Source organism: Rhizobium mesoamericanum STM3625, assembly GCF_000312665.1.
GTDB lineage: Bacteria > Pseudomonadota > Alphaproteobacteria > Rhizobiales > Rhizobiaceae > Rhizobium > Rhizobium mesoamericanum.
Map to the genome: position 1 here is coordinate 271,590 of NZ_HF536778.1, position 13,620 is coordinate 285,209.

The 13,620-nt window shown below is 56.1% G+C and carries 12 protein-coding genes; 2 read left to right on the plus strand and 10 right to left on the minus strand.

All coding sequences use genetic code 11. The annotated features are described in order from the left end of the window. Positions 1-80 precede the first annotated feature (80 nt). From BN77_RS29950 to BN77_RS29985, 9 genes are all read right to left on the minus strand, one after another. Entirely contained in the window at positions 81-872 is a 792-nt protein-coding gene (locus BN77_RS29950; RefSeq protein ID WP_007539375.1) for an amino acid ABC transporter ATP-binding protein, read from the minus strand. Beyond that, positions 865-1,776 carry an amino acid ABC transporter permease gene (locus BN77_RS29955; RefSeq protein ID WP_007539377.1) on the minus strand — a complete coding sequence of 304 codons (912 nt, stop codon included), beginning with the start codon at positions 1,774-1,776 and terminating at the stop codon, positions 865-867. Before BN77_RS29955 ends, BN77_RS29950 begins: the two co-directional genes overlap by 8 nt. A gap of 94 nt (positions 1,777-1,870) precedes the next feature. Further along, the gene (locus BN77_RS29960; RefSeq protein WP_007539379.1) at positions 1,871-2,728 is read right to left on the minus strand and encodes a transporter substrate-binding domain-containing protein; all 858 of its coding nucleotides are present in this window, start codon (positions 2,726-2,728) and stop codon (positions 1,871-1,873) included. Between the two features lie 308 nt (positions 2,729-3,036). Continuing rightward, positions 3,037-4,887 carry a methyl-accepting chemotaxis protein gene (locus tag BN77_RS29965; protein WP_007539381.1) on the minus strand — a complete coding sequence of 617 codons (1,851 nt, stop codon included), beginning with the start codon at positions 4,885-4,887 and terminating at the stop codon, positions 3,037-3,039. A gap of 9 nt (positions 4,888-4,896) precedes the next feature. Beyond that, complete coding sequence (locus tag BN77_RS31720; protein ID WP_007539382.1) at positions 4,897-5,253, minus strand: hypothetical protein; 357 nt, start codon at positions 5,251-5,253, stop codon at positions 4,897-4,899. Between the two features lie 531 nt (positions 5,254-5,784). Beyond that, a complete protein-coding gene (locus BN77_RS29970; RefSeq protein ID WP_007539388.1) occupies positions 5,785-6,009 on the minus strand; it encodes a hypothetical protein in 225 nt (74 codons plus the stop codon). Positions 6,010-6,049: 40 nt separating this feature from the next. Continuing rightward, the gene (locus tag BN77_RS29975; protein WP_007539391.1) at positions 6,050-7,480 is read right to left on the minus strand and encodes an amidase; all 1,431 of its coding nucleotides are present in this window, start codon (positions 7,478-7,480) and stop codon (positions 6,050-6,052) included. A gap of 28 nt (positions 7,481-7,508) precedes the next feature. Further along, on the minus strand, positions 7,509-9,026 hold the full coding sequence (locus tag BN77_RS29980; RefSeq protein ID WP_007539393.1) for a class I adenylate-forming enzyme family protein: 1,518 nt from the start codon (positions 9,024-9,026) through the stop codon (positions 7,509-7,511). Then, positions 9,026-9,898 (minus strand): polysaccharide deacetylase family protein, encoded by an 873-nt coding sequence (locus BN77_RS29985; RefSeq protein WP_051177353.1) that lies wholly within the window; start codon positions 9,896-9,898, stop codon positions 9,026-9,028. The genes BN77_RS29980 and BN77_RS29985 overlap by 1 nt, the downstream gene beginning before the upstream one ends. Before the next feature lie 340 nt (positions 9,899-10,238). On the opposite strand from BN77_RS29985, the gene BN77_RS29990 reads away from it, so the two are divergent. After that, a complete protein-coding gene (locus tag BN77_RS29990; RefSeq protein WP_007539396.1) occupies positions 10,239-11,924 on the plus strand; it encodes a carboxylesterase/lipase family protein in 1,686 nt (561 codons plus the stop codon). A 45-nt stretch (positions 11,925-11,969) separates the two neighbouring features. Here BN77_RS29990 and BN77_RS29995 read toward each other — a convergent pair whose 3' ends face one another. Then, positions 11,970-12,356: a RidA family protein gene (locus tag BN77_RS29995; protein ID WP_007539398.1), complete on the minus strand. Its 387-nt coding sequence runs from the start codon at positions 12,354-12,356 to the stop codon at positions 11,970-11,972. A gap of 301 nt (positions 12,357-12,657) precedes the next feature. Between BN77_RS29995 and BN77_RS30005 the strand changes: the two genes are divergently transcribed. Beyond that, positions 12,658-13,473 (plus strand): citryl-CoA lyase, encoded by an 816-nt coding sequence (locus BN77_RS30005; protein WP_007539400.1) that lies wholly within the window; start codon positions 12,658-12,660, stop codon positions 13,471-13,473. The last annotated feature ends 147 nt before the right edge of the window (positions 13,474-13,620 follow it).

Genomic DNA, 13,620 nt, shown 5'->3' on the forward strand with positions numbered 1-13,620 from the left:
TCGATGGCGACCACTATCTTTGCGCGGATCAATGTGGCGAAGAGCATCAACCGGGTCGATACCGTTCCGACCCTCGACGGTCAGAGGATGCGGCTGAAGAAGGACTTCGCCCTCAGTGTTTGAGGTCTCGCTATCAGTTCATCAGGCGGCCCCTGTTCAACTATCACGCCACCGTCCATGAAAGTCACCATATCCGCAACTTCTCGGGCAAATCCGATTTCGTGAGTCACTACAACCATTGTCATGCCTTCTGACGCTAGTTCCTTCATGACATTGAGAACCTCGCCGACCAGTTCGGGGTCCAATGCACTCGTAGGCTCGTCGAACAGTATCAGCTTTGGCTGCATGGCAAGAGCCCGCGCGATGGCGACACGCTGTTGCTGCCCCCCAGAAAGAGTGCGGGGATAGGCGTTGCGCTTGTTTTCCAGACCGACCTTCTTGAGAAGACTTTCCGCGTAGTCGGTCGCCTCGCGCTTGGACTGTTTTCTCACTCCGACCGGGGCTTCGATCAAGTTTTCGACGACTGTCATGTGCGGAAACAGGTTGAAGCTCTGGAACACCATTCCGATATCCGCGCGGATCTTGGCGATCTCTCGCGGCCGGAGCTCGTAGAGCTTATTGTTGCGTTCCCGATATCCGACGAGGCTCCCACCCACCGAGAGGTGGCCGCCATCGATGCGCTCCAAATGGTTCATGCAGCGTAGGAAAGTGCTCTTCCCCGATCCCGAAGGACCCAAGATGCAAGAGACTTGGCCATACGGAACATCGAAATTGATGTCCTTGAGGACCTCAAGGTGTCCAAAAGATTTTCGCACTCCTCGTGCAGAGACGGCGTTTTGCGGATTGATCTGACCAGAGCGGGAATCACGCATTGGAATTCTCCTCGGCAGTCGACGAGGCCTTTATGGTACCCCGAAGCTCACTGCGACCGAAGTGTCTTTCGAGGAAGAACTGAACGAAGGACAGGATCGTAGTCAGCACCAGATACCAGACCGACGCTACAATCAGCAGAGGGATAGTCTGGAAGTTGGTGGAGTAGATCAGCTGAGCTGAGTAGAGCAGCTCCTGCATCGCGATCACGCTTACCAACGACGTTGTCTTGAGCATACCGATCAGCTGGTTCCCCGTGGGCGGGACAATGACGCGCATCGCCTGAGGCAGAATGATCCGGAAAAGAATTCGCGGTCCGGTCATTCCGAGCGCTTCAGCGGCTTCGCGTTGTCCTTGAGGGACTGCATTCAGTCCCGAGCGGACGATTTCGGACATGTACGCACCCTCGTTAAGCCCGAGGCCCAAGACTGCTGCTACGTAAATCGTGATATATTGGTTTGCGTCGAGACTTGCGAAAGTCGGGCCGAAGGGAAATCCGATGTCGATTGTCGGATACAATGCTGACAGGTTGTACCAGAAGATGAGCTGCACGAGCAGCGGCGATCCGCGGAAGAGCCAAGCGTAGGCGGAAGCGAAACGCGAGAGTAACGGGTTTTTTGAAATTCGCATGATCGCGAGCACAGTGCCGAGCGACGTGCCTATCAACATGGCAGCTATCGTCAACCAGATCGTCGCATAAAGTCCCTGGAGTATGGACGGATCAAAAATGTACTGCCAAACCACGTCCCACTTGAAACGAGGATTGGTGACCATCGAGGTTGCGCAGGCAAATACAATGAGCCCGATAATACACGCGGCGGTCCACCGCCCGTAGTGTTTGAGAGGAACTACCTGCATTTCCGCGAAATCGGGGGCAGCCCGATGCGTATCACTGATTATCGACATCGCCAACTCCCTGAGACTTCTCATAATACCGGCTGCCGAGAGCCCGGCCGGCTGCGGAGCGGTCACCCACGGCGTGTGGATGACCGCATTTGAGTTAGTAGGTCGGCGGGGTCGAGCTAGCGTCGTAGATTTCGGACTTGGTGATTGCTCCGAAGCCCGCATGATTGGCATCAAGAATCTTCTGGTACTCACCGGATTCAATCAGAGAGTCCATTGCTTCCTTTACTGCCTCGTTCAGCCCCTTTGCACGATCTCCCCTGGAAACAGCGATCGCGGTCACGCCACCACCGATCTGCCCGTTCACGGCAAGACCAGGGTTGCCGCTCAGAGCTTCTTCGACCGCACCTCGGTCGGCGTACACAGCATTGACACGACCGCTCGTAACAGCCAAAACTGCATTAGCCGTTGAAGGAAATGCGCTGATTTTTATGGGCTTGTCGCACTTCTCAGCCTCCTTGGTAAGGGTTGCAAGTTCGACGGATCCCGCCATAGACGCGACTGACTTACCGCACATGTCGGCAACCTTGACCGGCTTGAGGTTGCTATCATTCTTCACAAGGAATGAGCTGAATGTGTGCCAGCTGGTAACCATGTCGACCACCTTGAGACGCTCCGCAGTGACGTAGAACTCACCGAACGACAAGTCATATTTCTTAGCCGCCATTCCGGCGAGGGCGGCGGTGAATGGTACGAGCGAAAACTCGGCCTTCAAGCCGAGCTTCTTTGAGACCGCCATAGCAAGATCGGGATCAATGCCCTTGAGCGCCGCGCCGTCCTTATAAGCGAATGGCTTCCCCTGATCCGGAATAGCTATCCGCAGTACTCCCGACTTCTGCACCTCCTGAGACAGCGCTGCCTTCGCGTCTTGCGCTCGGGCCACGACAGGACCCAGTGCGGTTCCTGCCAATGCACATGCTGCGAGCAGCAGATTTCTCCAGCGTGTCTTGTTCATGTACCCCTCCAATATTGGTTCTATTTCCCGCGCCGGCAGCTCATAGCCCCGGCGACTTCGATACCATACTAGCAAGTTTAAAAATTTGTCCAGCGAGTGCTTTTTAATTTTGATAATAATGTTGCGATCATTCGATAGGGTGCGTCTTCAGGCAACCAGTCAACCGAGGCGTTAGACGTTAAAGAAACAGGAAAAGGTTAAGCGGAATCGCCGCGAGGTTCGAAGGCAATAGCTCGTTGTTAGCTCCGAGTCGCAAGCCGCCAGCCGCACGCTATGTTACGAACTTTCTCGCGGATTAGCGGTTGCGTTTATCGATGGGTCACTAATCGCGGGAAATTGCCTTCGTCAGTGCCACGGGTTTTAAACTGCTCCACAAGGGAGCTGAGGGACTGCGCTTCTCGATGAAGGCCGGCGCTCGCTGCCGTCGTCTCTTCCACCATCGCAGCATTGCGTTGAGTGAATTCGTCCAGCTGGCCAACGGCATTGTTGATTTCGCGAAGGCCAGTTGCCTGCTCCGAGGCAGACGCAGAAATCTGCCTGATCACATCATTGATCTGCGCAACCTGGAGGGCGATGCCACGCAGAGCGTCACCCGCTGACGCCACGAGGGCGGCGCCGGTCGCGACTTGAGACGACGAATTTTGAACCAGTAATTTTATTTCCTTTGCCGCGGCAGCGGAGCGTTGCGCAAGTTCACGCACCTCCTGTGCGACGACTGCGAACCCCTTACCGGCCTCGCCGGCGCGGGCCGCTTCCACTCCGGCGTTCAGCGCCAGCAGGTTAGTCTGGAATGCTATTTCATCGATAACACCGATGATGCGACCTACTTCCTTCGACGATTGCTCGATGTCTTGCATGGCTTCAATTGCTCGGAGAACCACCTGCGCCGATCGCTCCGCATCGCTGCTGGCATTACCGACGGTGGCTGCTGCCTGCTTTGCGTGGTCTGCGCCCGCGTTGATCTGTACAGTTAACTGATTTAGCGCTGCAGCGGTCTCCTCGAGGTTTGCTGCTTGCTGTTCGGTTCGCTTTGACAGGTTGTTCGCCGCCGAACTGATATTCTTGGAGCCAGCGCTAATGGTAACGACTGCGGTACTGACCTTACTCACCAGGTCGATGAGGCCATCCACTGCGGAATTGAAGTCGACGCGGAGCTGATCGTAGCTCGCCTCGAACGTTTGGCGAATACGGTACGTTAGGTCGCCGGCCGCTAGGTGCCTAAGTCCTTCACCGAGCGATCGCACCACTTCCCGTTGAACCGCCTCCGCGCGCTGGTGCTCGTTATCGCGTTGGGCTCTTTCTTCGTCAGCCGCAGTGCGCTCCAGTTCCGCCCTAACTTCGATTTCCTTGCCGCGCGCGAGGCCGTTCCTGAAGCCCTCGAGCGCCTTAGCCACAGAGCCGATTTCGTCACCTCTATTCTGGCCAGAGACTTCGCTTTCGTAATCGCCATCAGACAAACTGCCCACCGCGGTGACAAGGTTCGAGATTGGATGTCGAACGAATACGCGTATCGCCACGTAAAGTCCGGCGATGACGGTCAGCATGACGCAGAAGCCAGCCGCGAGCATCAGAAGTGTCTGATCGCGGACCGGGACACCAATAGCTGAGCTCGGAACATCGAGGACCAGCGTCCATTTCGCCCCAAGGCCAGGCAGGTCGAACGGGTACGCAATTCGCGTAAATTGGATATCACCTTCGCCTACCTGTCCGACTTCGAATGGAAGGTCGCTAACCGTGGCCGCTTCGATACGTTCCTTCTGCGCCCCATCGTACGGTTGCATCAGGTCCGCTTCGTGCGCCCCGACGAGCCACCTCATATCTTGTGATATAAGCATCACGCGGCCCGAGCCGAACGGCCTGGCCTTCGCAACTTGTTCGGAAAGACTTTCGAGCGAGACGTCAATTCCAGCAACCCCGATCAGGTTGCCTGCCGAGAAGACAGGGTGAGCAATGGTGACCATCAGAATTCCGGAGGTCTCTCCTGAACCGATGGTCGGGACGCCCATAAGCGCATGGCCGGCCTTGGCTGTAGAAGCGAACCAGTCATCGTTAACACTGAACGGAAATGCCGACAGGCCAAGGGTGCCGTCTTGGTTGCGGGTCCAGTAAGGACTAAGATGACCGTCCTCATTTGCGCCAAGGTCGGTTCGGTTCTTCACCTCATCGCGTTAGCCGTCGAACGCCTTATCCGCTTCGGCAAAGTAGCTGCCAAGAGCGAGGGGGTTCGTCATGTTCGCCTTGAGCATGCTGATCAAACCCTTTCGGTCCAGTGTATGCTCGCCATGGCCGTTGCCGATGGAGGCGGCTGTCGCGCCGACTGAGCCATTGAGAAGCGAGATTTCGCTAACGATCTCCGAAGCGATGGCTCTCGCCTCGGTAGAAGCAATCCGAGTTACCAGATCCGACACTCTGTGCCGAGTTTCGAAGATGAGCACGGCATTGGATGCGACCAGAACTGTAGAGATGATCGTGCCAGTTACCAGAAGCAGCTTTGTCGCCAAGGAAATGTTTTTGAATTTTCGCATCTCGCTCTCCCGTGAGCATCAGTTCGTGCGCCATCGGGATTGATGGCTGAGATGGACGTGAGTTTGCTTAGGCGCACTTAAATATTTACTAAACTTATTCGTACGCAGAAAATACTTATACGTACGCACTGCGACAGGCGCGCTGATTTCGATACCGAGCAAAGAAGGCAGCGCGTAGTGGAACCAGATCAGACTTACCAACAACGGCGTGCAGCGGAACAGCTTCTGTTAATGCGACCAAAGACCACGCGAGAAGCCGAATTTCGGACATCCTGACGAAGGCCCGCTTGCCCAAAGAAAAGCCACCGGCGATGGTAAGGAGGTAAAGACGACGGTGTAAAGGAGCCCGCTCAGCAAGAGACCGCGATACTCGAATATTACGTTCAGATTCCAAGCGTACGTTCAGCGTCCCGATTATTAATGTATGAGCAGGCAAACCAAAAATACGATCGCTTAAGCGATATATCGAACCACGCGACCGAGGGACGGGACTGCCCAGACGGCTGCTCCTCATGCAATGAAATGAGCGCCTTAAGCAGCCGGGCTATTAATTCCAATAAACCCTGTTAAAGCGGCCCATAGATAGGCGAAAACGCCTGCCCAACTATCTTCCCCCTCCTGCGAGGCGACGGCCGATTTGAGATCGGCCGTTTTCTCCCCGCGAAGCGGCACTCCTTCGTGGCTTGTCTCCGGGTAGATCATGCTGAAGCCACCGCCCATCGCAATGGCACACCGACTTTCGTCATTATCCGTCACGCTCGCTCTCCCGTTAAACAAATTAGCTAGACGAAGTCGCTCAAATCGCAGGAAGTTTTCCGAACCACGGTAGGGCTTCCTCCAATCGTGCTGACAGCCGCAAAAGACTGTCTTCCGCACCGAATGGTGCGATCAGTTGAACGCCGATGGGAAGGTCCGATGAAGACCAGTGCAGCGGCACGCTCGCTGCGGGCTGCCCGGACGCATTGATGATCGCAAGGAAGGTCGCGTACCGGCTGATTTTCGTGCGGAAACTGAAGAAGTCATCGTCCATGTTGATCGCGCCAAGCTCTGCAGGTGGTTGCATCAACGTCGGCGTGAGAATGAAATCGAAGTCCTGGAGATAGTTTTCGAGCTGACGACCGATCGTGTGGAAACGTGTTATCGCCAGTGCATAGGTTTCCGCGCTTAGCGTTTTACCCCTCTGATAAGCATCCAAGATGGCCGGCTCGAGCTTCTGCTCCCAGCCCGATCCCAAATTGTTGCGGACTTTCCCGTTGACCGAAACGGTAACGTTGGCCGCCATCACATTGATTTGCGCTTCCACGAACTTCGAGAACTGGATTGGCGGCAACGGAGATTCTACCACTTCGTGGCCCATGCTCTCCAGCAGGGTCTTCGCCGTGATAAGCGCGGCGATGCAATCTTCGTGGACTGGAATGTCTTCGAAACCAACTTTCCACGTTGCGATTCGTAAAGGTCTTGCGAAAGGCTTGTCCAAATTTTCGAGGTAGGCCCCCCTTTTTGGCGGAGCCGCATAGGGTGCCCCGATCTCCATTCCGGCAATGCCATCGAGGGCTGCTGCGGTATCTCTGACCGAGCGGGACAACACGCCGTCGGTCGCGAGACCGCCCCACCCCTCACCCCTGGCCGGACCTGTCGGGACCAAACCGCGCGATGGCTTGAGGCCGTAGATCCCACAGCACGAGGCTGGAATGCGAATTGAACCACCGCCATCACTAGCGTGAGCAAGAGGCACGATGCCTGCTGCGATCGCAGCGGCTGCCCCGCCGCTCGATCCCCCGGTCGAGCGCGCGAGATCCCAGGGGTTGCGCGTTGGACCGCCATTCTGGATTGCCTCCGTGGTTGGAGCCATGCTGAACTCGGGAACAGTCGTTCGCGCGAACGGAACAAGCCCGTCATCCAGAAATCGACTAGTCAAGGTCGAGTTGAAGTTGATTTCGGTCCCCTCGAACAGTCGGGAGCCCAGCGAGTTGGTCAGCGCAGGATAGCCTAGCCCCGAGTCCTTCAACAAGAAGGGCAGTGCACCGAAATGCCCTTTGAGGGTCGCCGCTCGCGCGGTCTCGCGAGCCTGCTGGTAATTCGCGTTGCAAAGCGCGTTGATCTTGGGATTGATCTGCTCCGCCCGGTCGATGGCGCAATCCATCAACTCCAGCGGGGTCACCTCCTTCTCACAAAGCATCCTGGCGAAATCGAGACCGTCGTGCTTCCTATAATCGCTGTTGTTCATTTTGTCTTTTCCCGCGTTTCTCGGTGCTTCAAGCAGCTGCTAGCGCGTCTTCCGCACGGGCTTTGAGAGCCTTTTTGTCCACCTTTCCGGTCTTGCCCTGGGGCAGTTCGGACTCGAAGTAGATCGTGCGCGGGACTTTGAAATCGGAGAGCTTCTGGTCCAGGTACGCGATGAGCTCCTCAGGGCTGAGAACCGTGTTCGCGCGCAGTACGACGAAGGCGATCGGAACTTCCCCGAAAATGCGATCGAGGACACTGACGACCGCCGCGTCCTGCACGGATGGATGACTGATGATTGTCTGTTCTACTTCCGCGGGTGAGATATTGTGGCCACCTCGGATAATAATGTCCTTGATCCGCCCGACTATGTAGTAGAACCCGTCCTTATCCTGCCTGACGAGATCTCCTGTTCTAAAGAGTCCGTCCTGCAACGCAGCGGCTGTCATCGCTTCGTCTTTAGCGTATCGCTTGACCGTAGACGGACCGCGCACATAAGCTTCGCCGGCCTCGCCCAGCTCGCATTCGGTACCGTCTGGGTTCATGATCTTGACTGTGACGCCCGGACCGGCCCTTCCGATAGCTCCCGCCGGAAGAGGGGTTGGGTCATCGTAGTAGCGACCAAAGACAGGCGTGACCTCTGTAAGCGCGTAATAGTTCTGCAACGGTTTGCCGAATTTAGCCTCGAACCGGGCCGACACCGCCTCCGGGAGAGGCGCCCCCGAACAGATGAGCAGCCTGCTATTCGACAAGTCGAAAGATAGATCACGTTGTTCGCAATACTCCATCATCATGGAAAACATTGTTGGCACGCCGTGATAGACGGTCACCGAATAGGTGTTGAAAGCCTCGAGCACGTCGCGAGGGTGGAAGCGGCGCAAGAGAACTACGGTTCCGCCGACAGATAAAGCGGTTGCAGCCGCGGTTGATAATCCGAAAATATAACCCAGCGGCAGAGCGACCAAGGTGACGTCATTATCCGAGACGCCCCACATCGTGGACAGCGACGCTGCCACGCCGATCTGGCACCGTTGGTCCAACACCACGGCCTTCTGATTGCCTGTCGTGCCGGACGAGTAGGTAATGATGAAGTCGTCCTCGACATCAATTCTGGCGTGAGGATGCTCAGCTATAGATGGCTCTGCGGTGAGTTCGGAAATGGGAAGCAGCTTGTCTTCCGGCACCGCCTGCCTCGCGATTTCCTTAACGTAGTCGTCAAAGAAGAGGACCTTTGCGCCACTGTGCTTGAAGTTGTAAGCGACCTCCGGAGCCGTCAGGTTTGGGTTTACGGGAACAAACACCGCGCCGATCTTTGCAGCGGCGTAATAGCAATAAATCTGCTCCGGATGGTTCTGTCCAAAAACGGCGAAAACGTCGCCTTTCCCAATACCAAGAGATGACAAACGCGCGATAACATCTTCAATACGGGACAAAAGCAACGCGTAGCCAATGGCTTCGCCTTCGTGGACGATCGCAATCTTCTCCATGCGCCCCCGAGCCGCCGCCAATAGTACGTTGTAAACCGACGAAAAGGGTGTTTGGTGTTCCATTAGGTATTCCTAGGAAGGCGGTTGGGTTCGTTGGTAGAGGAGGATTTAAGAATTGAGGGCGACCGGTTCTGCACTTCGTCCGCTACGGTCCGGAAGACTACCCCCGGAGTTGTAGCCATGTAATCGATCAGTCTTCCAAGCATATTGAGGCGGGGGCCACGTCCTATTACTTGCGGATGCATAGTAAGGGTGAAGACCCCGTCTCCTAAGCTGTGGCAGAAATCAAACTCTTCTCTCCACAGTTCGAAGACTTCCCCAGGCGTCCGCAACCCGAGATACATTGGCTTATTGAGAAACGTGAAATGAGGAAAATCGTCGAGTTCCCAGGCGACAGGGACCTCGATCACATTGCTCGGCTCTCCCAGTTGGTAGTCGTCTTCGGTCGCGACGTAGTTCTTGCGCGCTCTGTATGGCTGAAAGTCGTCGGCCATCATGCTCGAGTCATAGAGGATCCCTCTCTCCTCGAGGATCGATATCGAATCCGGAGTGAGGTCCCACGCTGGAGACCTGTAGCCTACGGGGTTGTAGTCTTCGCCCAAAACTCCACGAAGCTTCTTGATCGAGCGGTCGATGAGCCTTTCTTCCTCGGCACGGGAAAGGCCTACTGGGGTCTCGTGACAATAGCCGTGAAGCGCGATCTCGTGTCCAAGCTCGCGGATTCGGCCTGTCTCGGTTGGAAACGCCCCTGCGGTATGCGATGGCACGAAAAATGTTGCGGGAATGCTGTTCCGAGTGAGCAGGTCAAGCACTCTCGGCAGTCCCACAAGCGCACCAAACTCGCCCCGTGAAAGGGGCGTGGCGCTTATTTGGCGCATGGTGCTGATCCATAGCGATACCGCGTCAAAATCGAAAGTCAGACAGACCGTCGTCATATTGCCTCCGGACCTAGACTCACCTTTTGTACTAAGGCGTATTATTTCCGTCCTATGAGTATCCCTACCCAGATTGGCTGCACATTGCAAGTCGAACATGCCGGCGCGCACAAAATACATTCTCCCTAGTATTTTTCAGTACGGTGGCGGGTGTGTAACTCAAGGCGCCCCCAGTCTCTTGCTATCTCGTTCCTTTGGGCTTTCTCTGGAAGGTGCGAAGAAATCCACGGCGGATTGTACGCAAAAGGCAGCTTCACATTCTTGACAGAATGTTTTTCGTATCCGAGGGTACGCGTGCGATAAAGGTCGCAATTAAGGACAATTGGGAGAGCTGCGCGCAATGAACAGTGATCAATCATTTCTCATTACCCGTCGCAATTTCGTGGCGAGTTCACTGGCGGCCGCAGGGGGAGCCGTCACGATGGGTATTCCGATCTCTAGCTGGGCAGCCGGGAAAGCACCGGTCGCCACCACCGTCAACGGACCCGTTTTGGGCTATGCCACTGCGAACGTTAACGTCTTCAAGGGTATCCCGTACGGCGCACCAACCGGCGGCAGCGCACGATTCAAGCGCTCCACGCATCCCAGCCCGTGGTCAGAGCCCCGCGTGACCCATGCGGTAGGCGACCCGTGCTACCAGATCAACGAAGACTGGAAGGGGTGGGTCGACAACCGAAACGGCAGCGAAGACTGCCTGGTGCTCAACGTCTGGTCGCCGATCGGAGCAGAGCGCAAACCCGTAATGGTCTTCCTTCATGGCGGCGCTTACAGATTTGGCTCGGGCGGAGCGCAGCTCTACGACGGAGAGAACCTGTCGGAGCGCGGTGACGTTGTCGTCGTGACCGTCAATCACCGGCTTCACGCACTTGGCTTCACGTATTTCGCCGACCTCGCGCCTCAAGCTGGTTTCGCCACGAATGTTGGACTTCTCGATCTGGTCGACGCGCTTGAATGGGTGAAAGCCAACATCGCTCAGTTTGGCGGAGACCCGGGTAATGTCACCATCTTCGGCGAGTCGGGAGGCGGCGGCAAGGTTTCATGCTTGATGGCCATGCCCTCTGCAAAAGGTCTCTTTCATCGCGCAATCGTGCAGAGCGGCGCGCAGCGAAGGTTGAGGACTCGGGAAGAGGCGACCAAGGATACGATCGCACTTCTGAAAGAGCTGAACCTGGGGGAGAAGGATGCGGTCAAGCTAACCGACGTTCCGGTCGAAAAGCTGTTCGCTGCGTTCAAAAAGGTTCTGGAAGACGGCAGCTCTGCGCCTGAACTTCCCACGGCATTCTCTCCGGTTATGGACGGTGAGATTCTACCCTGGAATCCAACCGACGACGAGGCCCTCAAGCTATCGAGCAGCGTCCCGAAAATGTATGGTACGAACGCCCACGAGACAGCCTATTATCTGGATTTCGCGGGGCTTCTTACCGTTCCAAAATCGGACGACGATGTTGTCCGCGACACGGCAGCATTCTTCAAGACGAAGTTCAAGCCCGAGCATAGCGCCGAGATCGCTAAGCTTCTAGCGGATTACAAAGCAAGATCCCCTAATGAGCCCTTGGACCGGATCAAGGGAAGGATAATTTCAGACCTATGGATGGCATCGGATGCAGTGAAGGCTGCGACCCGGGCATCGTTGGACGCCTCGGCTGCTCCGGTTTATCACTACATGTTCACATGGGAGGAGCCCTACAAGGGTGACTTCTGGTCGATCCACGGCGCTGAGCTATTGTTTGTCTTCGGCCGGGTGGACGCGGATGAAATGTGGGGCGAAGCGGGTGCGCCGACTGCCAGGGCTGATCGAGACCCGGAAGGAATGAGGTATATTTTGCGCGACGACATCATCTCCGCGTGGACGTCGTTCGCCAAGGACGGCAAACCACACCTCAAGGACAAGACGGAGTGGACCGCGTTTGACGCGGAGGGACTACGAAGCATGGTTTTTGGCAAAATCTCTGCGCTTGAATCCGATATCTTCGGTCCGAGAACACGGGAGCTGTTCTCCAGGATCGAGCTTGGTGTAGGAGCGTGACAACGCGGACCACGGGACGAACTGTCCCGTGGCCGGCCTTTTCCATCACGGAACGACGGCGATAACTTCAATCTCCGCGAACAGCCTTGGATCGTAGAGACCCGCCTGAACCATGACGCTGGCAGGCGGGCACTCCTGATTGTAGTGCAGGGCTCGGACCTCCTTGATCGTTCTGAGCAACTCCGGTGAGAACTCGCGGACGAAGCAAGTCGTTCGCGCCACGTGCTCGAAGCCCAGACCCGCCTTCTCGAGCGTACGCTTGAGATTCTCGAACATTGCGATGACCTGATCCTCAATAGAACTTGTTACCGGCTCTCCAGACGCGTCCAGGCCACAGTGACCTCCGGACACAAAGAACCCTGAGCCCTTGATCAACATTCCCTGCGAGAGACCTGGCCATTCAGCCTCCGGCGGATTCACTGCGGTCAACATTGGTGTCACATCCTTTACCTTAAGTTTGAAGCAAGCCGCGCTGTGGTGCACGCCAAGGAGACTGATAAAGATATTTTGCATACTTGTCAGTATGTCATCGGCCGCTAATTTTGTCTGCGGACGTATGCACGATAAATTTTTTGGATTTCTTTATATACTCTTGAGTATGTTTATCGCATCTTCTAGTATGTGGACGCTCGCCTTCGATGCCGAGATCGACGGAGTACTGGCCCGAAAGAGGTGCCGCAGAGACATCGGCAGGTTGCAGCGACTTCTTTGAACACTTTACGATGGGGATTGCATGCCAAAAGGAACACCGTCCCACTGGGTAACCGGGGTCAGCGAAATTTCCGAGTCCGACATTTTCATTCGCGGGTATGCGATGAACGAGCTTGTCGGGACGGTTCCGTTCTCAGCCATCACCTACTTGCTGATCCGCGGCGAATTACCCACACCCGGCCAAGCCCGTATGATGGACGTCATTCTCTCGTCCATTCTCGACTACGGTTTGCAGAAGTCTGGAACTGTCGCTGCTCGTGCGGTCGTCTCCGTAAACCCGGTGATGACCGCGGGGCTTGGCGCTGCCGTTCTAGCTGCCGGCGAGTACGCCTTGTCTCCGGAGGACACGGGTCGATTCATTGCTGAAACTTTCGCCAAATGGCAAGCGAGCGGGAAGTCTAAGGAAGAGGCCGCAACCGCGCTCGTGAGCGAACTCCGTGCGGCTAAGAAGAGGGTACCGGGGTTTGGTCACCAGGTATTTCGGTATGTCGATCCGCGTTCGCAGCGGCTGAAGGCTCTGGCAAAAGAGCAAGGCGTCTGGGGTGAGGCCATTGAGTGGTACGAGGCGGTCCATAAGGCGTTTCAAGATGCGACCAACAAGCCGGAACTTGTATTGAACGATGTCGGAATGCTCGCGGCGATCATGGTTCAGATGGGCTTTACGCCGCAGGAGATGTGCGGCCTCGCCCTGCTGTCGACGATGCCGGGATTGATCGCCCACGTGTCGGAAGAGCTTCAGTCAGGTGTCCGCAATCGACTCATCCCAGATTCTCACGTCGAATACGAAACCCCGAGGCGGGATCTTGCGGGTGAACTCACAAAGTTGGGATGGCGGTAAAGCAGCAAGCCGGCAATCGAATGTCACCCGTGCCGTACTGCTCGCTTGACATAGCAAACCGGCTAGTAGAAAATACATTCTGCGCAGTATGTCACGAAGACTTGGGCATATTCGTTCGGCCCCACGAACAGTTCAGCGCCGCGGCGC